The organism is Devosia sp. LjRoot16 (assembly GCF_964252795.1).
Taxonomy (GTDB): Bacteria; Pseudomonadota; Alphaproteobacteria; order Rhizobiales; family Devosiaceae; genus Devosia_A.
In genome coordinates this window covers 118,171-138,617 of sequence record NZ_CAXUPH020000001.1, presented here as the reverse complement: position 1 = coordinate 138,617, position 20,447 = coordinate 118,171, and the positions used below count along the sequence as shown (strand labels likewise).

Genomic DNA, 20,447 nt, shown 5'->3' with positions numbered 1-20,447 from the left:
CGGTGTCACAACCGTGCTATGAACACCCCCGTCTGGCAAGCCGGGGTGAATCGCCCCGTGGGCTCCAAGGAAGGCTCGATGGCGGAAGAAGCGCAGCGCTCGGCGACGGGGATCACGTGGCTCGATACGGTCAGGGCCCGGCTTTACGGCCGGCTGCTGATGCTGCTCGCCATGGGCCTGGTGTTCATGACCCTGGCCGGGCTCAACCTCATCGATCCCTGGCTCGATATCCTCGCCTACGCCGTCATCGTCGCCATCGCCGCGGTGGTGCCGGAGACTAGCGAGTCGGCGAGTGGCGTGGCACCCGGCGCCAGCACCACCGAGCTCGCCTTTGCCGATGCCGTCCGGCACTTTGCCGATGCGCTGCCCGACCCCTCGATCGTCATCGACCGGCGCAGCGTGATCGTCCATCTCAACGGGCACGCGGCGCGGCACTTCCCCGGTGTCGTCGCCGGCAGCCCGATCGCCTTCACCATGCGTTTTCCGCAACTGCTCGCCGCCATCGAGGCCGCCCGGCTCGGCGCGTCGCAGACCATCGAGCTGCACCAGACTGTCCCCACCGAGACCTGGTACAAGGCCACCGTGGCGCCGCTCGCCGCCGGCGATCCGCTCAATGATGGCGTGCTGGTCATCACCCTGCAGAGCCAGACCGAGGAAAAGCGCCTCGAGATGCTGCGCACCGATTTCATCGCCAATGCCAGCCATGAGCTCCGCACGCCGCTGACGTCGCTGGTCGGTTTCATCGATACGCTGCTCGGCCCCGCCGCCAACGACAAGGAAGCCCGCGAGCGCTTCCTCGGGCTGATGCGCGGCCAGGCCGCCCGTATGGCCAAGCTGATCGAGGATCTCCTGTCGCTGAGCCGCATCGAGATGCGCCAGCACATGCGGCCCACCGCTCCGGTCGAACTGGGCGCGTTGCTGCGCGAAGTGGCCGAGGGCCTCAACAAGCTCGCCGAAGATACCGACACCAAGCTCAGGGTGCAGGCGCCGGATGAACCGGTCACCGTCAGCGGCGATCGCGACGAGCTCTACGAGGTGTTCGAGAACCTCATCGACAACGCCATCAAGTACGGTGCCGACGGGGATACCATCGACATTACGCTGTCGCCCGATGCCGGTCGTCGCGATTTCGATGCCATCGTCTCGGTAGTCGATCACGGCGTTGGGGTCGCCGCCGAGCACGTGCCGCGCCTCACCGAACGCTTCTATCGCGTCGATGCCGATACCAGCCGCAAGAAGAAGGGCACCGGCCTCGGCCTCGCCATCGTCAAGCACATCGTTACCCGCCATCACGGCGTACTGACCATCAAGAGCCAGCCGGGGCAGGGCACTCGCGTCGACGTGCTGCTCAGAAAATGACAGTTGCCCGGCTTTCCACAGGCCGCAATCTCGGTTCCAGGGAATAGCGCTTATAGATCAACGATCTAGGCTGTCACAGAAATGCAATCCCAGTGTCATAAAACCTTGTGACAACGCCCCTAGGTTCCGCCTTGCAGACAGGGCGGCCGGAGGAACCGGGACCGTCGACTGGCCTGAAAGGGCCGATCCTTCCGAAAGGGAACATCATCATGAAGATTGCAGTTTTCGCGAGCGCCGCGGTTATCGCGCTTGCCGCTGGCCTTGGTGCCGCCGCGGCGCGCGACCAGGTCCAGGTCGCCGGTTCGTCCACCGTTCTCCCCTATGCCAAGATCGTCGCCGAGTCGTTCGGCGAGGCCTTCCCGGACTTCAAGACCCCGGTCGTCGAGTCCGGTGGTTCGGGCGCTGGCATCAAGCAGTTCTGTGAAGGCGTCGGCGAAGACAAGATCGACATCGCGAACTCCTCGCGTCCGATGAAGGCCGAAGAGCTCGAGACCTGCAAGACCAACGGCGTCGCCGACGTCGAGGAAGTCAAGATCGGCTATGACGGCATCGTCTTCGCCACCGACATCGCCGGCCCGGATTTCGCCATCCAGCCCGCCGACATCTACAAGGCTCTCGCCGCCCAGGTCGTGGTTGACGGCAAGCTCGTCGACAACCCCTACACCAAGTGGTCGGAAGTGAACGCGGCGTTCCCAGAGTGGGATATCGCTGCCTACATCCCGGGCGAGAAGCACGGCACCCGCGAAGTGTTCGAGACCAAGCTCCTCGACGCCGGCTGCGACAAGGACGCCCTGAAGGCCGCTGGCGTGGCTGACGATGCCGTTGCCAAGGCCTGCATCGCCATCCGCAAGGACGGCAAGGCCGTCGACATCGATGGCGACTACACCGAGACCCTGGCGCGCATCGACAGCAACAAGACCGGCGTCGGCGTCTTCGGCCTCGCCTTCTACGAGAACAATGCCGACAAGCTGAAGGTTGCGACCGTCGGTGGCGTCGTCCCCTCGACCGAGACCATCTCGTCGGGTGAATACCCGGTCAGCCGTCCGCTGTTCTTCTACGTCAAGAAGGCGCACATCGGCGTCATCCCGGGCCTCAAGGAATATGTCGACTTCTTCATCTCTGACGACATGATCGGGCCGGACTCGCCGCTCGCTCAGTATGGCCTCGTGGCGGCTCCCGATGCGGAGCGCGAAGAGATCCGCGCCAAGTTCGAAGCCGGTACGGCTCTCTGATACGACGTCTCGGCGCGGGCTCCATGGGCCCGCGCCGTCTCCCCGCATAGCGGGTCTACCCGCCCGTAGTGGCGGTCTAACCGGGGCAAGTGAGGCGTCATGTCAGCAGGCTGGGTAGTTGCAATCGTTCTGGCCATTGGTGCCTTGGCCTATTTCTTCGCCGCCCAGCGCGCCCGCGTGCAGCGCGACGGCACCGACCGGTCCAAGGAAGTCGCGCACTCGCTGCCGACCTATCACGGCTGGCTCGCCTTCATCTTCGCCACCGTCCCGGCGCTGCTGGTCTTTCTCGTTGTCAGCTCCATCTCGGCCGGCCTGCTCGATAGCCGCATCCGCTCAGAGGTCACGGCCCACATCGCCGACCCGGCAGCCGCCAGCCTTTCCATCGGCATTGTCCGCAATGCGTCGAACGCACTGACCCAGCTTGATCTGTCGGGCGCCAATGTTCCGACCTCCTATGCGGCGCTCCGCGACATGGCGACGTCCGCGGGCATCAGCCTTGCCGAGAGCGGCGAGGACTACATGGTGCCGCTCGCCGCCGGCGTGAATGCCGATGCCGGCGTCCACAAGCTGATCGGCCAGGGCCTGACACTGCTGCTGGCGCTCGCCGGCGCTGCCTTCGCCTATTCCCGCATCCGGCTGCGCCTCAGGGCCCGCAACCAGGTCGAACGGGTGGTGCTGTGGTCGCTGCTGGCTGCCTCGACGGTCGCCGTCCTCACCACTGTCGGCATTATCCTGTCGATGCTGGGCGAGACCATCCACTTCTTCTCCGACGTCAACCCGCTGACCTTCTTCTTCGGCACCGTCTGGGATCCGCGTTTCGCCGCAGCCGGCTCCAGCGGCAGCGAGGGCCAGTTCGGCCTGATCCCGCTGCTCATGGGTACGCTCTACATCGCCCTGGTCTCGATGCTGTTCGCCGTGCCGGTCGGTCTGATGGCCGCCGTCTATATGGGCGAATACGCCTCGAACCGGGTGCGCTCGACGGTCAAGCCGCTGCTCGAACTGCTCGCGGGCATCCCCACCATCGTCTACGGCATCTTCGCCGTGGTGACGCTCGGGCCGTTCTTCCGCGATCTTTCGGCCGCGCTCGCCGGTGGCTTCTCCTTCATCCAGGCGCAGTCGGTGTTCACCGCCGGCATCGTCATGGGCGTGATGCTGATCCCGGTGGTCTCCTCGCTCTCCGATGACGTGATCACCGCCGTGCCCCGCGCCATGCGTGACGGCTCGCTGGCGCTTGGCGCCACCCGGTCGGAGACCATCCGCAAGGTGATCCTGCCGGCCGCGCTCCCCGGCATCGTCGGCGCGCTGCTGCTCACCGCCTCGCGCGCCATCGGCGAAACCATGATCGTGGTGCTCGCCGCGGGTGTCGCCGCCCGCATCAACTTCAACCCGTTCGAGGCGATGACCACCATCACGGTCAAGATCGTCAACCAGCTCACCGGCGACCTCGAGTTCAACTCGCCGCAGACCCTGGTTGCCTTCGCCCTCGGCCTCACCCTCTTCACGCTGACGCTCGGCATGAACGTCTACGCGCTCTACATCGTGCGCAAGTATCGGGAGCAGTATGAATGACCGACGCAGCCTTGCCCCACGCCACTGTGGCCACCGCGGCTTCGGCCCGTCGTGATTTCGGCCTGAGGCGCCGCCACGCCGCCGAGTTCCGTTTCCGCCTCTATGGCATCGTGGCCATCATCATCGGCCTCGGCTTCCTTGCCATCCTGCTGGTTTCGATCTTTTCGAAAGGTTACACCGCCTTCGTCCAGACCGCGATCACCGTGCCGGTCGAGTTCTCTGCCTCGATCATCGACAAGGACAACGAGCGCGCCACCAACCCGCGCGTCCTCGTCTCCGCCAACTACCCGATCATCGCCCGCAACGCCGTGGCCAAGGCGCTCGGCGTCTCGACCGACGACAAGGCGGCAATGCGCGACATCGCCAAGTTCGTCTCCGATGGTTCGCGCTCGACGCTGCGCGAGATCGTCGTCGCCGACCCCTCGGTGATCGGCACCACCCGCAACGTCACCCTGCTCGCCGCCGCCGATATCGACAGCGCCAACAAGGGCCAGATCGATCTCACGGTGCCCCAGGATAAGCGCAAGGTCTCCGACCAGCAGGTCGCCTGGCTCGATCAGCTGAAACAGGAAGGCGCCATCTCGACGCCGTTCAACTGGGGCCTGCTCACTTTCGGCGCCTCCAGCCGCCCCGAGACCGCCGGGCTCGGCGTGGCGCTCGTCGGCTCGCTCTACATGATGGCAATCGTGCTGCTCTGCGCGCTCCCCATCGGCGTTGCCGCCTCGATCTATCTCGAGGAGTTCGCCAAGAAGAACCGCTTCACCGACTTCATCGAGGTGAACATCAACAACCTCGCGGCGGTGCCCTCGATCGTCTTCGGCCTGCTCGGGCTGGCGGTGTTCATCAACTTCTTCGGTATGCCGCGTTCGGCGCCGATCGTCGGCGGCCTGGTCCTCACGCTGATGACCCTGCCCACCATCATCATCGCCACCCGCGCCGCGCTGCGCTCGGTGCCGCCCTCGATCCGTTCGGCTGCGCTGGGCATCGGTGCCTCGAAGATGCAGATGGTGTTCGATCACGTGCTGCCGCTCGCCACCCCGGGCATCCTTACTGGCACCATTATCGGCCTCGCCCGTGCCCTGGGTGAAACCGCGCCGCTGCTGCTCATCGGCATGGTGGCCTTCGTCGCCGACCGCCCGACGACGCCGCTCGATCCGGCGACCGCTTTGCCCGTGCAGATCTACATGTGGGCCAACGAGGCCGAGCGCGCCTTCGTCGAGCGCACCTCGGGCGCCATCATCGTGCTGCTGCTGTTCCTCGCCCTGATGAACCTCGCCGCCATTCTCCTCCGCCGCCGCTTCGAGCGCCGCTGGTAACCCCTGACCTGGATGACCGACATGTCCCTCGAATCTGCTGCGACCCTTGCCGCTCCCGTCTCGCGTCCTAACGCCCTGCCGAAGATGACCGGCGAGAATGTCGGGGTGTTCTATGGAGCCAAACAGGCGCTGTTCGACGTCAACCTGAAGATCGAACAGTTCAACGTCACCTCGCTGATCGGCCCTTCGGGCTGCGGCAAGTCGACATTTCTCCGTTCGCTCAACCGCATGAACGACACCATCGACGGCTGCCGCGTCACCGGCAAGATCAACCTCGACGAGGACGATATCTACGACCCGTCGATCGACGTGGTGGAACTGCGTGCCCGCGTCGGCATGGTGTTCCAGAAGCCCAATCCGTTCCCCAAGTCGATCTACGAGAACGTCGCCTACGGCCCCAAGATCCACGGCATTGCCCGCAACAAGGCCGACCTCGATGAGATCGTGCACTCCTCGCTGCGCCGCGCTGGCCTGTGGAACGAAGTGAAGGACCGCCTGCAGGAGCCGGGCACCGGCCTTTCCGGTGGTCAGCAGCAGCGCCTCTGCATCGCTCGCGCCATCGCCACCAAGCCCGAAGTGCTGCTGATGGACGAGCCCTGCTCGGCGCTCGATCCGATCGCCACCGCCGTCATCGAGGAACTGATCGACGAACTGCGTGAGAACTTCACCATCGTCATCGTCACCCACTCCATGCAGCAGGCCGCCCGCGTCAGCCAGAAGACCGCGTTCTTCCACCTCGGTAAGCTCATCGAGGAAGGCAAGACCGAGGACATCTTCACCAATCCCAAGAACAAGCAGACGCAGGACTACATTACCGGCCGTATCGGCTGACCCGAGAGGAACTCGAGAATGGCATCGCTCAACGAGCACATCGTTTCCTCTTACGAGGACGAACTCACCAACCTCAACAAGGCAATTTCCGAGATGGGTGGCATGGTCGAACAGGCCATCACCGAGTCGGCTGTCGCCTTGCTCAAGCTCGATCACAAGCAGGCCCAGGACGTGCGCCTGTTCGACAAGAAGATCGACGAGATGCAGCAGCGCATCAATGACGCGGCGGTGTCGATCATTGCGCGCCGCCAGCCGATGGCGGCGGACCTGCGCATGGTGGTGACCTCGATCCAGGTCGCCAATGACCTCGAGCGCACCGGTGATATGGCCAAGCAGTTGGCCAAGCGCGCCATGCAGATCGAGTCCCTCGGTCTCGCGCCAAAATTCTACAATGGCGTCAAGCACATGAAGGAACTGGTGGCGCGGCAGCTGAAGAGTGCCATCGATGCCTACCTCAACCGCGACTCTGCTGCGGCCGTCGAGGTCTGCAGCCGCGATGACGAAGTCGACGCGATGTACAACTCGCTGTTCCGCGAACTCCTCACCTATATGATGGAAGATCCGCGCAACATCACGCAGTGCACGCACCTGCTGTTCTGCACCAAGAGCCTCGAGCGCGTCGGCGACCATGCGACCAACATCGCCGAAGCTGCCTATTACCTCGAAACCGGTCGCCACCTCGGCGCCGAGGAACAGCAGCGCCAGCCGCGCTAAGTCCCTTCGCCGTCTCATTGCGACGGCGAAGGTCTAAGCCTTTGATTTACAGAGCTTTCAGGTCCGTAGCTTTCCTGAAAGCGCTCTAGGGGTGATCCGATGTCAGCCACCATCCTGATCGTCGAAGACGAAGCCGATCTGGCCGTCCTGCTGCGCTACAACCTCGAAGCCGAAGGCTTCCGGGTCGCCACTGCCGCCTCGGGCGACGAGGCGGTGGAGCGCATCCGTGACGGCGTTCCGGATCTGATCCTGCTCGACTGGATGTTGCCGGGCCTTTCCGGCATCGAACTCTGCCGCCGCTGGCGCTCACGCGAGGAAACCGCGCGCACCCCGATCATCATGATCACCGCCCGCGGCGAGGAAGAAGAACGCGTCCGCGGCCTTGCCACCGGCGCCGACGATTATGTGGTGAAGCCGTTCTCGATCCCCGAGCTGCTGGCCCGCATCAACGCGCTGCTCCGCCGTTCGAGCCCGCAGCTCGTCACCGCGGTGCTGAAGGCCGGCGACCTCGAGCTCGATCGCACCAGCCACCGCGTCCGGCGCGGCGGCCGCGAGGTGCATCTCGGCCCCACCGAATACCGCCTGCTCGAATACCTGATGCGCCACCCCGGCCGCGTCTACTCCCGCGAGCAGCTGCTCGATGGCGTATGGGGCAACGACGTCTATGTCGACGAGCGCACCGTCGACGTGCATGTCGGGCGCCTGCGCAAGGCGATCAACCGCCACCGCGACGCCGACCCGATCCGCACCGTCCGCGGCGCCGGCTATGCGTTTGACGAGCGGTTTGCGGCGGTCAGCTGAACGCCACATCAAGGGTGGGGGTGCCCCACGCTCTGATGTGGAGCCCCCTAAATCACCCGCTCCGCGCAGATCCGATAACTGTCCGCCCACGGCCGCAGCCGCTCGAACGTCGCGCTGGCCGCCAGCACATCGGCATCGGCATAACGCCGGCCGATGATCTGCATGCCGACCGGCAGCCCATCCACCAGTCCGGCCGGGATCGACGCAGCCGGATGCCCGGTGAAGTTGAGCGGGTAGGTGAGGCACCAGCCGATCCCCTGGTCGACCGCCTCGCCGTTCACCTCGCGCGGCCCGTGCGTATTGCCACCAACCTCGTTCTTCACCGGCAGCGCGGCAACCGTCGGGGTGATCACCAGGTCATAGGTGGCGAACGCGGCCTGGAACGCGTCGTAAATCTCCGACCGCATGGCCTGGTCGCGTCGGAGGTCGGCTGCCGTCATCGTCTGCCCGTAGCTTTCGATCCAGTGCAGGTACTCCGGCGGGAAGTCGCCGCGGTGGTCCGCCAGAAGGTCGAGCCCGCCCGCCTTTACCGCCTCCAGTGTCCCCATGTTCAATGGCATCATCAGCCGCAGCCAGAGCTCGCTCAGTTCGCGCTGCGAATAGCGGATGCCGAGCTTGATCTCTTCGACGTGCGCGCCGGCTTCGCTGAACGCCGCGACGGCCCGCTGTACCGTTTCCGCCACCCGCGGATCGACCGGGAACACATCGAGGTTGGGGCTGTAGCCGATCCGGAAACCCTTGATCGATTGCTTCAGCGCACCGAGATAGTCGACCGTCTCGCTAAGGCTCAGCGGGTCGCGCGGATCGTACCCGCCGAGCACACTCATCGCCAGCGCCGCATCTTCCACCGTGCGGGTGATCGGCCCCTCGAACACATAGGGCAGGTCGCCGGCAAAGGCGTTGGGTCGCATCACCACCGGCACGCGCCCGAAAGCCGGCTTGTAACCATAGACTCCGCACCAGGCTGCCGGGATGCGGATCGAGCCGCCGGCATCGGTGCCCTCGGCGATCGACACCAAGCCGTCGGCGACGATCGCCGCGCTGCCGCCCGATGAACCGCCCGGGTTGCGTGTGGTATCGAACGGGTTATTGGTCGCCCCGAACAGGTAGTTGTCGGTCACCCCGCGCAACCCCATCACCGGGGCATTGGTCTTGCCCACGAGGATTGCGCCGCCCTTTTCGATCCGCTCGGCGAACGGGCAGTGGAACTGCGCGATATTGTCCTTGAGCGCCCGCACCCCGCCGAAGGTCGTCGGCCAGCCGGGCTTGAAATCGAACAGGTCCTTGATCGCTGCGGGTACCCCGTGCAGCGGCGGCAACGTCGCACCGCTCATCACCGCCGCCTCGGCTGTTTTCGCCTCGCGCCGCGCATCGTCGAAGCCGAGATAGATCAGCGCATTGAGGCTCGGGTTGCGCGCCTCGATCCGGCTGATGGTCGCCTCCATGAGCTCGACCGGCGACACTTCGCGCTGGCGAATCCGCCGCGCCAGTTCGGTGGCGCTCAGATAGGAAAAGTCGCTTGTCGGCATGTTTGCCCCCCGCTTGTTGTTGAGGGGGATACTCGACAGGAAGCGCGCCCCGCACAATGCACCGTTCGACGGGGCAGCGGGCGCCTACCATACCAATTCCCGCTTGCCTTAACCCGCTGCTTTTGTTCAGGTCTCCCGCCGGTCAGCGGCGAGGGAAGCGGACTATGAAGACAGCATTGGTCGTATGGGGCGGGCTCGAGCTGCACGAGCCCGAAAAAGGCGCGCATATCGTGCGCGAAATCCTCGAGGGCGAGGGTTTTGAGGTCGATGTCACCGGCGACTACACGGCGCTCGGTGGCGAAAGTGTCGGCTCCTACGACCTGATCGTGCCGCAGATCACCGGCGGCGAGCTCGACCGCGAGAACTCCATCCGCTTCTGCGCCGCCGTCGAAGCCGGGACCGGCCTTGCTGCTTTCCACCACGGCCTCGCCACCAGCTTCCAGGGCAATGCACGGATCCGCTTTCTCGGCGGCTGCACCTTCGCCACCCACCCGGGCGATATCATCAGCTACCAGGTCGACCCCAAGGTGACGGACGACCCGATCATGGCGGGCATCAAGAGCTTCGAGCACACCTCGGAGCAGTACTACATGCATGTCGACCCCACCGTTGAGGTGCTCGCCACCACCACTTTCTCGGGCGAGCACGCCTTCTGGAAGAAGGGCGCCGAGATGCCGGTAGTCTACAAGTCCGCTTATGGCCGCGGTCGCGTCTTTTACACGGCGCTCGGCCACAAGCCGGCCGAGCTAGACAAGCCCGAGATCAAGACCATCCTGCACCGGGGGCTGCTATGGGCGGCCCGCTGATCCCCTCCCGTCCGGTCGGCGCGACCGGCCTCGAGATCAGCCGCATCGGCTTCGGCGGCGCGCCGCTCGGCGACCTCCGGCGGGCACCGACCGATGCCGGGGCCCGCGAAGTGCTTGAGGCCGCCTGGGATGCCGGTATCCGCTATTTCGACACCGCCCCGTTCTACGGCGCCGGCCTGTCGGAGCGTCGGATTGGCGATTTCCTGCGCGATAAGCCGCGGGATAGCTATGTGCTTTCGACCAAGGTCGGCCGGTTGCTGGTCCCCGACCGCGCCTTTTCGATGGAGCGTCACGGCGATCCACGCGCCCTGCCGTTCCGGCCGAAGTTCGATTTCACCTATGACGGGGTGATGCGGAGCTACGACAACTCGCTGCAGCGGCTGGGGCTCGAGAGCATCGACATCCTGTTCCTCCACGATATCGGCGCCTTCAGCCAGCGCGAGCGCCATGCCGAGACCATGAAGCAGGCACTCGAAGGCGGCGGTATCCGTGCGCTCGAAGAGCTGCGGGCCTCGGGGGCGGTGCAGGCCATCGGGGCGGGGGTCAACGAGTGGCAGATCATCGATGAGCTGATGAACCATGCCCGCTTCGATATCTTCCTGCTCGCCAATCGCTACACCCTGCTCGACCAGCAGGTGATCGACACCCTGCTGCCGCGGGTGAAGCGCGAAGGCGTGGCGATTGTCGACGGCGCCCCGCTCAACAGCGGTATCCTCGCCACGGGTCCGGTTCCCAACGCGATTTATGACTATGCGCAGGCGAGCCCCGAGATGATCGAGAAGACCCGCCGCATCGAGGAGTTGTGCAGCAAGCACGGCACCACGCTGATCCGCGCTGCCCTCAACTTCCCGCTCGGCCATGAGGCGATCACCGCCATCATCCCCGGCTTCTCCAATGTTGCCGAGTTCAACGACAATCTCGCCGGCTACCGCAAGCCCATTCCCGACGCGCTCTGGGCCGAGCTCCGCGAGGCGGGCCTGCTGCATCCGAAAGCGCCTGGCCCCGTTACCCCGGTCCTGGCGTAAGATAGGCTTCAACGTCCAACCCCCGGAGGCCCCATGGGCGAACGCATCAAACTCACCGCTGCCGATGGCTTCGTCCTCAACGCCTACCGCGCCGCCCCGGAAGGCAAGCCGCGTGGCGGCGTGGTGCTGATCCAGGAGGTCTGGGGCCTCAGCAACTGGATCCGCAGTGTTGCCGACCGCTGGGCCCGCCACGGCTACCTCACCATCGCTCCGGCGATGTTCGACCGCGCCGAGTATGGCTTCGAGAGCGAGAACTATGGCGCCGACCACTTTCCGCTGGTCGGCGAGCTGATGAAGAAGTTCTCGATGGATAGTGCCATGACCGACATCGAAGCCGCCATCGCGGCCGCTTCCGAAGCCGGCAAGGTGGGCATCACCGGCTACTGCTTCGGCGGCCGCGTCAGCTGGATCGCCGCCAGCAAGCTTGAGGGCCTCAGCGCTGCTTCCGGCTACTATGGCGGTGGCGTGCCGAACTATATCGAGCTGACACCCAAGGTGCCGATCGAGATGCATTACGGCGACAAGGACCAGGGCATCCCGCTCGAGCAGGTCGAGCAGTTGAAGGCCCGCCACCCCGAAGCCGACATCTACGTCTACAGCGGTGACCACGGCTTCTGTAACAGCGACCGGCCGGAAAAGTTCGACGAAGCCTCGTGCACCAAGGCCTCGGTGCGCTCGCTGGAGTTCTTCCATAAGCACCTCTGACCTCGCCCGTCACCTCGCCTATCTCAAGGAGGCAGCGGCCGACGCCAAGAAGGCCATGCTGTCGCGCCGGAAGGCGATGCTCGCGGCCCATCTCGTCGATGCCTACGCCGACCGGGTCTTCAGCTCCCGCGCCGAGCCGGCGGCCGATGTGCTGGAATTTCGCTCCGGCTTGGCCGGCGCCCACCCGGCGCTCGCCACCATCTTCGAGGTGGTCGCCGGCCGCGCCCAGCTCGTCACCGAAGCCGTCGAAGTGCCGCTTGTCGACTACGGCAAGCTCGGCGTCGAGGATTTCATGGTCAGCCTCTACAACGGCCACACCGTGCAGCGCCTGCGGATCATTGGTCCGGATGGCAGCCGGCAGGACGTGCATGAGGTGCTCGCGGCGGCGGTGGCCTACCTTGGAGGTGAGGGGGCAGCGCGCTAGTTCGAGGGGGTGGCACCACCCCCTCCGAGCTTCGCTAGTTCGCTTGCGCTCACAAGCTGCGCTTGCCTCCCCCATCGAGGGGGAGGTGGGGGCCGGTGTGTGGATTGGATCGTGCCTCACACACTGAACGGCACCTCCCCCTTGATGGGGGAGGATGGGAGGGGGTGGGGCGGCAGGCGGGGTGGGGCGGTTGAGGTTCCAGACTGGCTCGACTACTGCTTCATCGCCTCCAGCAGCTCCAGCAGTTTCTGCGTCGTCTGCCAGCTGCGGATGGTCATCGATTTATAGAGCGGGGACTCCATGATCTTGCTGAGCCGGCTCTTGGTCCGCTCGGCGCTGAGCCGCTGCGAGTAGATCATGCCCTCGCCGGGCCACACCTGGTCGACGCCATCGCGCGGCTTGAACAGAGCAAAGGCCTCGTCGCGGTCGATGTCCATCAGGAACACCGCATCGCTGTGATATTTGTCGGGCGTGTCGCCGAACCCTTTGGGGCGTTTGTCGACAATCGCCTTTATCTGGTCGTGGCTGAGCACCAGCACTTTGACCAGCTCGTCATCCAGCTTGAACGCCGAGGTCAGCCCGTCCTCGATCTTTCGGGCGATGCTCGAGGCCGTGAGTTGCGAGCGGAACATGGCGTTGCCTGAGGCGATGTAGGTCGAGACATCCTCGAGCCCGATCTCCTCCAGCAGTTTCTTCAACCCCGCCATCGGCACCTTGTTCTTGCCGCCGACATTGATGCCGCGCAGCAGCGCCAGGTACGTCGTTGTCGCCATGCTGTCCTCCCGCTTCGCTCAGACGCTACAAACGACAAAGGCCGGGATTGCTCCCGGCCTTTTGGTGAAACCTCAAGCGATGCTCAGCGCTTCTTCTTGTCGATCTGGTGGTAGGCCCGGCGCGAGTGGAACTCGCAGTAAGGCTTGCCCTCGTTCGAGTGCTGGCCGCAGAAGTAGAAGTCCGGGGTCAGCGGATCGCCGATCGGCCACTTACAGGTGTGTTCGCTGAGCTGCAGCAGGGTCAGCCGCTGTTCCACCGGAATGAAGAGTTCGGCCGCCTGCGGCGCCATCTCCATCTCGACCGCGAATTCCTCTTCCATCTTCAGCGCCGTCGCGCCGTGAATGGCACCGCCACCGCCGCCGCCCCCGACATTCATCGAGTTGCGGGTCTTCATCACCGTGCCCAGCCCGCTCGAACGCGAGGTGCTGGCAGGCGACGAGACGCGACGGGCAGCCGGGCGCGGTGCGCTGCGCACCCGCGGGGTCGACGTCGCCGGTTTGGCACGGCCCGAGAGCTTCAGCCGATGCACCTTGCCGATCACCGCATTACGGGTAACGCCTTCGCCCAATACGCCCGCGATCTGACTGGCGCTCAGCCCCTCAAGCCAAAGTTTCTTGAGCAGCTCGACGCGTTCTTCAGTCCAGCCCATCAACTATCCGCTCCTAAACCGCCATTCAGGACTCTGACAGACTCCTCAGCCGTGCCGTTGCCTCAGCAACAGCCCGATACGCTACGCATCGTAGGTCTGATGGGTCCGCCACACGAGATATCGTGTCCCAATGCCTTGATACTACACGGGTCGCGGAATCCGGTGCAAGAGTCGCCGCCGTTTTACACGGGGAAAAAGCGTCTGCAATTTGGCCGTCGTCGGAAGCCGCTTCAAATCAGGCACTTGAGGGTGGCAAGCCCCGTTTCCGTTGACTTAAGTACTCCACAAAGGCATATGGAGAGCCTGCAACGCGCCGCATTTTCGCAGCGCGTTTTTGGTTTTTGTGGGGCTTTTGCAACAGTCCCGGCAAAGTCCCTGAGCCTGCCCATGAAAGGGGTGCGAAGATGTCTGCGCTGTACGGTACGTATGCCCGGTCCGACCTCGCTTTTGAGCGGGGCGAGGGCGTGCGATTGTTCGCGCAGGACGGCACGCCCTACCTCGATTTCCACGCCGGCGTGGCGGTCAATGCGCTGGGCCACGGCGACCCGCACATGGTGGCGGCGCTGAAGGCGGCGGCCGAGAAGGTCTGGCACACGGCCAACACCTTCACCATTCCCGAGCAGGAGCGGCTCGGCCAGCGGCTGGTCGAGAACACCTTCGCCGACGCGTGCTTCTTCACCAACTCGGGTACCGAGGCGGTGGAGTGCGCGGTCAAGACCGCCCGGCGCTATTTCTGGGCCAAGGGTGAGACGGACCGCTACGAGATCATCGCCTTCACCGGCTCCTTCCATGGCCGCACCATGGGCATGATCGCCGCCTCCGGCAACGAGCACTATCTCGAAGGTTTTGGCCCGGCGCTTGAAGGCTTCAAGCATCTGGCGCCCGGCGACCTGAAGGCCGTCGAGGCCGCGATTACTCCCAAAACCTGCGCCATCCTTATCGAACCGGTACAGGGCGAGGGCGGCGTCACCGCCATGACCGCCGAGTACATGCGGGGCCTGCGCGCCCTCTGCGACAAGCACGGCATGCTGCTGATCCTCGATGAAGTGCAGTGCGGTTACGGCCGCACCGGCAAGTTCTTTGCCTATGAGTGGAGCGGCATCGAGCCCGACATCATGGCCGTCGCCAAGGGCATCGGCGCCGGCTTCCCGCTCGGCGCCTGCCTCGCCAAGGGCGAGGTGGCCAACTCGATGATCCCCGGCACGCATGGCTCGACCTATGGCGGCAACCCACTGGCCTCGGCCATGGGCAATGCGGTGCTCGACCGCATGCTGGCGCCCGGCTTCTTCGATCATGTCGACAAGATGGGCCAGCGGCTCAACTGGCACCTGCAGCAGCTGGCGCAGCGCTTCCCGAGCCAGGTGCTCGAGCTGCGCGGCAAGGGCCTGCTCGCCGGCATCCGCATCGCCTCGCCAGTGCGCGACGTGGCAGCGCGGCTGCGTGACGAGCATCACATGCTGGCCATGACCGCCAATGAGAACGTGCTGCGCCTGTTGCCGCCGCTGGTGGTGACTGAAGCCGATATCGAGGAGGCCGTAGGCAAGCTCGCGGCCGTCTTCGAGGCCATCGAGGCCGAAGCCCCCAGCAAGGCGGCAACTGCCTGATCCCATTCACGGCACGCGATCTGAAGGGCGGGAGACAGCAGCTCCCGCTCGGCGCGTTCCGAAAAGGAGAGGTCCCAAAATGACCGCTACCCCACCTAGGCACTTCCTCAATCTCGACGATTTCGATGCCACGACGCTGCGCGGCATGCTCAACCAGGCCGTCGAACTCAAGGACCGACTGAAAAAGGGCGATCGACCGCTGCTCCTCAAGGACAAGGTGCTGGCGATGATCTTCGAGCGCCAATCCACCCGCACCCGCGTCAGCTTCGATGTCGGCATGCGCCAGCTCGGCGGCGAGACCATCTTCCTCACCGGCCAGGAAATGCAGCTGTCCCGTGAGGAAACCCTCGCCGACACCGCCAAGGTGATGTCGCGCTATGTCGATGCGATCATGATCCGCATCCTCACCCATCAGGATCTGCTCGACCTGGCCGAGGCCGCCACCGTGCCGGTGATCAACGGCCTGACCCGCCGTGCTCATCCCTGCCAGGTGATGGCCGACGTCATGACCTTCGAAGAGCACCGCGGGAACATCAAGGGCGCCAAGGTGGCCTGGGTCGGCGACAGCAACAATGTGCTGGCCAGCTGGGTGAACGCCGCCGAGCTGTTCGGCGCCGAGCTCACCATCGCGGTTCCGGAGGAATATGCCCCGGAAAAGGACCTGCTTGCCGACATCAAGAAGGCCGGTCCGGCCGTCCGGCTGATCGAGGATCCCGAGGAAGCGGTGCGCGGCGCCGACCTCGTCATCACCGACACCTGGGTGTCGATGGGCGATACCGATGCCGCCGAGCGTCGCCGGGCCTTGAAACCCTACCAGGTGAATACCCAATTGATGGGCTTGGCCGAAAAGGACGCGCTGTTCATGCACTGCCTTCCGGCCCATCGCGGCGACGAGGTGACCGACGAGGTCATAGACGGGCCGCAATCGGTGGTCTTTGATGAAGCCGAAAACCGGCTTCACGCCCAGAAGGCGATCCTGTGCTGGGCACTGGGCCAAGACCGGCAGAACATCTAGTCGTTCTGCGATACTATTATGCGCGACACGAACCAGCGCGGGACCTCGATCCGATAGCGGAGCGGGGTCGCTTCCGCGAGATTGGATTATGGATGACTCAGACTGAGCTCAGCACCTATGGCCTCGATCGCCCGGAGTCGGGCGATGATGTCGTGGTGCCCTTCACCCTCGATGGGCTCGACAGCCGTGGCCGTGTGGTTCGCCTTGGGCCGGCGCTCGATGCGATCCTCACCCGCCACAACTACCCCGCTCCGGTGGCGCGCCTGCTCGGCGAAGCCGTGGTGCTGGCCTCGCTGATCGGCTCCTCGCTGAAGTTCGAGGGCCGCTTCATCATGCAGACCCAGACCGATGGGCCGGTGAACCTGATCGTCGTCGACCTCGATGCGCCGGATGGCCTGCGCGGCTATGCCCGCTTCGATGCCGACGCGGTGATGATGGCGATCGAGCGCGGCGAGACCAAGCCGGGGCAACTGCTCGGCAAGGGTCACCTTGCCATGACCGTCGACCAGGGCGTCCATATGGAGCGCTATCAGGGTATCGTGGCGCTCGAGGGCGGTACGCTCGAGGATGTGGCGCATGCCTACTTCCAGCAGTCCGAGCAGATTCCGACCCTGGTGCGCCTCGCCGTCGCCGAGCATTCGGTGCGCGGCGCCGGTGGCCCGCAATGGCGGGCCGGTGGCGCGCTGGTGCAGTTCCTGCCGCCGCACGGCCAGTCGGTGATGCCGGACCTGCCGGGCGACGGCGATTTCGACAACCCTGAGATGGTCGACCCGGATTTCGTCGAAGACGACAAGTGGACGACCACCCGGGCGCTGCTGTCGACCGTCGGCGACGACGAGCTGGCCGACCCCGACGTCTCTGCCGAGCGGCTGTTGTTCCGGCTGTTCCACGAGACCGGCGTCCGCGTCTTCGAGCCGATCGCGCTCGAGGAGCGCTGCACCTGCTCGGCCGAACGGATCGAGGCGATGCTGCGCGACAATTTCTCGGCCGAGGAACGCCAGGAGATGGTGGTCGACGGTGAGATCGAGGTGGTCTGCGAGTTCTGCTCGGCCGACTATCACTTCAAGCCGCACGAGTTCGACGAGCAGCACCCGCACCAGCATTAGGACTGCCCCTACCCAACCGCCCCCCGAGCGTGCAGTCGGGATTCCCTCTCCCGCTTGCGGGGGAGGGGGGACCACGCGAAAGCGTGGTGGGAGGGGGGAGCCGACGCACCGATCGTAAGCGGACTGGGCAGAGGCTAGTGTTTGTGGCACCCCCCTCCCACCAGCCTTTCGGCTGGTCCCCCCTCCCCCGCAAGCGGGAGAGGGCCGCCGACTGCTGGCTTCGGCGGTACTCAAGAGCTCGCCGGCTGAACCACACTCGCACGTGACTCCGCCTCCACAACGGGAGTAAAATCCCCTTGTCAGCGGAGGCCTCCCATGTCCGACGCCACACATCCCCGGTTCGGCTCCGACGAGTACCGCGCGCTCGGCTCGCTCGCGGTGACCCTGCTGGTCATGGCCGTGCTGCTGTTCCTGCCCGCGGGCACGCTCGAGTGGCCCCGGGCCTGGTGGTACCTCGCGATCTTCGTCGCCGCGATCCTCGTGGCGATCGTCTACATCTGGCGGGTCGATCCTGAACTGTTCGCCATCCGGCGCAAGCCCCAGGCTGGCGGCAAGTCATGGGACCTCGCCTTCGTCGCCGTGACCCTCACCTCGATGGCAGCCATCCTGCCGGTGGCCGGGCTCGACTATCGCTTCGGCTGGTCGCAACTGCCCGATGGGGTGGTCTGGCTTGGCTATGTGATCTTTGCCGCCGGCTTCTGCCTCACCGCCTGGGCGCAGGGCGTCAACCGGCACTTCGAACTCACGGTCCGCATCCAGACCGATCGGGGGCACAAGGTCATCGATGCCGGCCCCTACGCCACGATCCGCCATCCCGGCTATATCGGTGGCGTGGCGCTCGGCATCGGCACGGCGCTGGCGCTGGCCTCGCTCGTGGCGGTCATCCCAGCCGCCATCTGTGCCGTTGCCCTGGCGCTGCGCACCCTCGCCGAGGAAGCAACTCTCAGCGAGGAGCTAGAGGGTTACTCCGGCTACATGCAGCGGGTCCGTTTCCGCTGGATTCCGGGCGTCTGGTAACTCCAGGCCACCGCCTCACTCGCTGGCCAGCGCCACCACCGGATCGAGCCGCGCTGCCGAACGCGCCGGCATGAAGCCGAACAGCACGCCGATCAGGCTCGACGAGACGAACGCTGCGATGATTGTCGTCGGCGAGTAGATGAAGCTGAGCCCGCTCACCAGTTTCTCGACGCCGAAACCGATCCCCAGTGACAGCAGAACGCCCACCGTGCCGCCGATCAGGCAGACCAGCACCGCCTCAATCAGGAACTGCTGCAGGATATCGCCCTGCCGTGCTCCGACCGCCATGCGCACCCCGATCTCCCGGGTCCGCTCGCGCACCGACACCAGCATGATGTTCATCACGCCGATGCCGCCGACGATCAGTGAGATCACCGCGATCGCCGAGATCAGCAGCGTCAGGGTCTGCGAGGTCGACTGGATGGTCTCGCGGATCGTGTCGGTGTTCTGCAGGCTGAAATCCACCGTGCCGTGCCGTTGCTCGAGCAGCGCCTGGATCTCCGCCTGTGCCTCGGTAACATCGGCGCTGTCGGCGATGCGGACGGTGATGCTCGAGAGCCAGCTCTGCCCCAGGATCCGCGACATCGCCGTGGTGTAGGGCATCCAGATGCTGATCGAACTCGACTGCGGGCCGAAATTATTGGTGCTCGCCGCGACCACGCCGATGATCCTCAGCGGCACATTGCCGACCAGCACCACTTGCCCGACCGCATCTTCGCCATTGGTGAACAGCGTGTCGCGCGCCGTGGTGTCGATCACCGCCACCTGGGCCAGCGCACTGGTGCTCGTCGCATCGAAAGCTGCGCCCTCGACGAAGCTGCGGTTGTTCACCCGGAAATAGTCGGCGCCGACGCCCTGGATTTGCGCCGCAGCGCTGACATTGCGATAGCGCGCCTGGCCGCTGCTCGACACCTGCGGCGTGACGCTGTCGGCGTATTTCTCGGCCGCAATGGCTGCCGCATCCGCCGGCACCAGCGTGCGGATCGCATCGCGCCGCCGATCCGCAGCGCTGGTGCCGGGCATGACGTTGATGGTGTTGGTGCCGATCGAGCTGATCCGGTCGAGTACCGTCTGCTGGCTGCCTTGCCCCAGCGCCACCACTGACACCACCGAGGCGATGCCGATGATGATGCCGAGCATGGTGAGGAAGGTGCGCAGCCGATGGCTCGACAGCGCCCTGAGCGCCATCTGGAACGCCTCGCCGACCCGGTCCAGCGCCTCGCGCCAGCGCGGGATCCGCCTGATCGTCTCGGCGGCCTTCTGCACTGGCGGGGCAGTTTCATCCTTGCGCCGGTCGGCGACGATCACGCCGTCGCTCAGCTCCACCACCCGGTCGGCCTCAGCCGCGACGGTCGGATCGTGGGTAACGATGATGATGGTGTGGCCTTCGGCGTTGAGCTCCTTGAGCAGCGCCATCAGCTCCTTGCCGCTCTTGGAATCGAGCGCTCCGGTCGGCTCGTCCGCGAGGATGATCTCGCCGCCATTGATCAGCGCCCGGGCCACGCTGACGCGCTGCTGCTGGCCGCCGGACAGCGCGTTCGGCCGGTGCGTCAGGCGCTCACCCAGCCCCAGCCGTTCCAGCAGCTGGTGGGCCCGCTCCCGCCGCGCTTGTTTCCGGGCGCCCGCATAGATCGCCGGCACCTCGACATTCTCGAGCGCATCGAGATCGGCCAGCAGCTGGTAGCGCTGGAAGATGAAGCCGAAATGCTCGCGGCGCAGTTCGGCCAGCTCATCGGGCTGGAGCCGCGCGATGTCGCGTCCGGCCAGCCGATACTCGCCGGTCCAGCCATTGTCGAGGCAGCCCAGCACGTTCATCAGCGTCGATTTGCCCGAGCCGGATTGGCCGATGATGGCGATCATCTCCCCGGCCGCGATGTCGAGGTCGATATCCCTGAGCACCGTGATGCTCTCGGCCCCGATCGGGTACTCCCGGCGCAGTTGCCGGATGGAAATCAGCGGTTCGGTCATCGC

Annotated in this window: 19 protein-coding genes; 15 read left to right on the top strand and 4 right to left on the bottom strand. The window is 65.3% G+C overall.

The genetic code is table 11. The features are described from left to right. Positions 1-78: 78 nt before the first annotated feature. The 7 genes from ACSQ23_RS00665 (at position 79) to phoB (ending at position 7,822) form a co-directional block, all read left to right on the top strand. Positions 79-1,359, top strand: coding sequence for an ATP-binding protein (locus ACSQ23_RS00665; RefSeq protein WP_436089386.1), 1,281 nt, complete (start codon positions 79-81; stop codon positions 1,357-1,359). Between the two features lie 209 nt (positions 1,360-1,568). Then, positions 1,569-2,591 carry a PstS family phosphate ABC transporter substrate-binding protein gene (locus ACSQ23_RS00660; protein WP_436089385.1) on the top strand — a complete coding sequence of 341 codons (1,023 nt, stop codon included), beginning with the start codon at positions 1,569-1,571 and terminating at the stop codon, positions 2,589-2,591. Between the two features lie 99 nt (positions 2,592-2,690). Then, positions 2,691-4,160, top strand: a complete 1,470-nt coding sequence (pstC, locus tag ACSQ23_RS00655) for a phosphate ABC transporter permease subunit PstC (protein ID WP_436089384.1) — start codon at positions 2,691-2,693, stop codon at positions 4,158-4,160. Continuing rightward, positions 4,157-5,476, top strand: coding sequence for a phosphate ABC transporter permease PstA (pstA, locus tag ACSQ23_RS00650; protein ID WP_055887821.1), 1,320 nt, complete (start codon positions 4,157-4,159; stop codon positions 5,474-5,476). Before pstC ends, pstA begins: the two co-directional genes overlap by 4 nt. Positions 5,477-5,497: 21 nt before the next feature. Next, positions 5,498-6,307, top strand: a complete 810-nt coding sequence (gene pstB / locus ACSQ23_RS00645; RefSeq protein WP_055887818.1) for a phosphate ABC transporter ATP-binding protein PstB — start codon at positions 5,498-5,500, stop codon at positions 6,305-6,307. An 18-nt stretch (positions 6,308-6,325) separates the two neighbouring features. Then, the gene (gene phoU, locus ACSQ23_RS00640) at positions 6,326-7,021 is read left to right on the top strand and encodes a phosphate signaling complex protein PhoU (RefSeq protein WP_055887815.1); all 696 of its coding nucleotides are present in this window, start codon (positions 6,326-6,328) and stop codon (positions 7,019-7,021) included. Between the two features lie 99 nt (positions 7,022-7,120). Then, on the top strand, positions 7,121-7,822 hold the full coding sequence (gene phoB / locus ACSQ23_RS00635; RefSeq protein WP_055047977.1) for a phosphate regulon transcriptional regulator PhoB: 702 nt from the start codon (positions 7,121-7,123) through the stop codon (positions 7,820-7,822). Positions 7,823-7,869: 47 nt separating this feature from the next. On the opposite strand, the gene ACSQ23_RS00630 is transcribed toward phoB, so the two are convergent. Beyond that, entirely contained in the window at positions 7,870-9,351 is a 1,482-nt protein-coding gene (locus tag ACSQ23_RS00630; RefSeq protein WP_055887814.1) for an amidase, read from the bottom strand. A 164-nt stretch (positions 9,352-9,515) separates the two neighbouring features. Here ACSQ23_RS00630 and ACSQ23_RS00625 point away from each other — a divergent pair, with 164 nt between their 5' ends. Genes ACSQ23_RS00625 through ACSQ23_RS00610 form a run of 4 tightly spaced genes read left to right on the top strand, consistent with a single transcriptional unit; the run spans position 9,516 to position 12,311 of the window. Next, entirely contained in the window at positions 9,516-10,157 is a 642-nt protein-coding gene (locus tag ACSQ23_RS00625) for a ThuA domain-containing protein (RefSeq protein ID WP_055887811.1), read from the top strand. Next, the gene (locus ACSQ23_RS00620; protein ID WP_055887809.1) at positions 10,142-11,182 is read left to right on the top strand and encodes an aldo/keto reductase; all 1,041 of its coding nucleotides are present in this window, start codon (positions 10,142-10,144) and stop codon (positions 11,180-11,182) included. The genes ACSQ23_RS00625 and ACSQ23_RS00620 overlap by 16 nt, the downstream gene beginning before the upstream one ends. Positions 11,183-11,215: 33 nt before the next feature. After that, positions 11,216-11,887 carry a dienelactone hydrolase family protein gene (locus tag ACSQ23_RS00615; protein ID WP_055887806.1) on the top strand — a complete coding sequence of 224 codons (672 nt, stop codon included), beginning with the start codon at positions 11,216-11,218 and terminating at the stop codon, positions 11,885-11,887. 55 nt (positions 11,888-11,942) lie between these two features. Continuing rightward, on the top strand, positions 11,943-12,311 hold the full coding sequence (locus ACSQ23_RS00610) for a hypothetical protein (RefSeq protein WP_055887803.1): 369 nt from the start codon (positions 11,943-11,945) through the stop codon (positions 12,309-12,311). A 212-nt stretch (positions 12,312-12,523) separates the two neighbouring features. Here the strand turns inward: ACSQ23_RS00610 and ACSQ23_RS00605 are convergent, their stop codons facing one another. Then, a complete protein-coding gene (locus ACSQ23_RS00605; RefSeq protein ID WP_055887800.1) occupies positions 12,524-13,084 on the bottom strand; it encodes a DUF1697 domain-containing protein in 561 nt (186 codons plus the stop codon). An 83-nt stretch (positions 13,085-13,167) separates the two neighbouring features. Further along, a complete protein-coding gene (locus tag ACSQ23_RS00600) occupies positions 13,168-13,734 on the bottom strand; it encodes a GcrA family cell cycle regulator (protein ID WP_055887798.1) in 567 nt (188 codons plus the stop codon). A gap of 404 nt (positions 13,735-14,138) precedes the next feature. On the opposite strand from ACSQ23_RS00600, the gene ACSQ23_RS00595 reads away from it, so the two are divergent. The 4 genes from ACSQ23_RS00595 to ACSQ23_RS00580 all read left to right on the top strand — a co-directional run bounded on the left by ACSQ23_RS00595 (position 14,139) and on the right by ACSQ23_RS00580 (position 18,476). Further along, positions 14,139-15,338, top strand: coding sequence for an aspartate aminotransferase family protein (locus ACSQ23_RS00595; RefSeq protein WP_436089383.1), 1,200 nt, complete (start codon positions 14,139-14,141; stop codon positions 15,336-15,338). A 79-nt stretch (positions 15,339-15,417) separates the two neighbouring features. After that, positions 15,418-16,353 (top strand): ornithine carbamoyltransferase, encoded by a 936-nt coding sequence (argF, locus tag ACSQ23_RS00590; RefSeq protein WP_055887793.1) that lies wholly within the window; start codon positions 15,418-15,420, stop codon positions 16,351-16,353. Between the two features lie 92 nt (positions 16,354-16,445). After that, the gene (locus tag ACSQ23_RS00585; RefSeq protein WP_055887790.1) at positions 16,446-17,459 is read left to right on the top strand and encodes an Hsp33 family molecular chaperone; all 1,014 of its coding nucleotides are present in this window, start codon (positions 16,446-16,448) and stop codon (positions 17,457-17,459) included. Between the two features lie 315 nt (positions 17,460-17,774). Beyond that, complete coding sequence (locus ACSQ23_RS00580) at positions 17,775-18,476, top strand: methyltransferase family protein (protein WP_436089382.1); 702 nt, start codon at positions 17,775-17,777, stop codon at positions 18,474-18,476. 15 nt (positions 18,477-18,491) lie between these two features. On the opposite strand, the gene ACSQ23_RS00575 is transcribed toward ACSQ23_RS00580, so the two are convergent. Then, positions 18,492-20,444, bottom strand: a complete 1,953-nt coding sequence (locus ACSQ23_RS00575) for a MacB family efflux pump subunit (RefSeq protein ID WP_436089381.1) — start codon at positions 20,442-20,444, stop codon at positions 18,492-18,494. Positions 20,445-20,447: the final 3 nt, after the last annotated feature.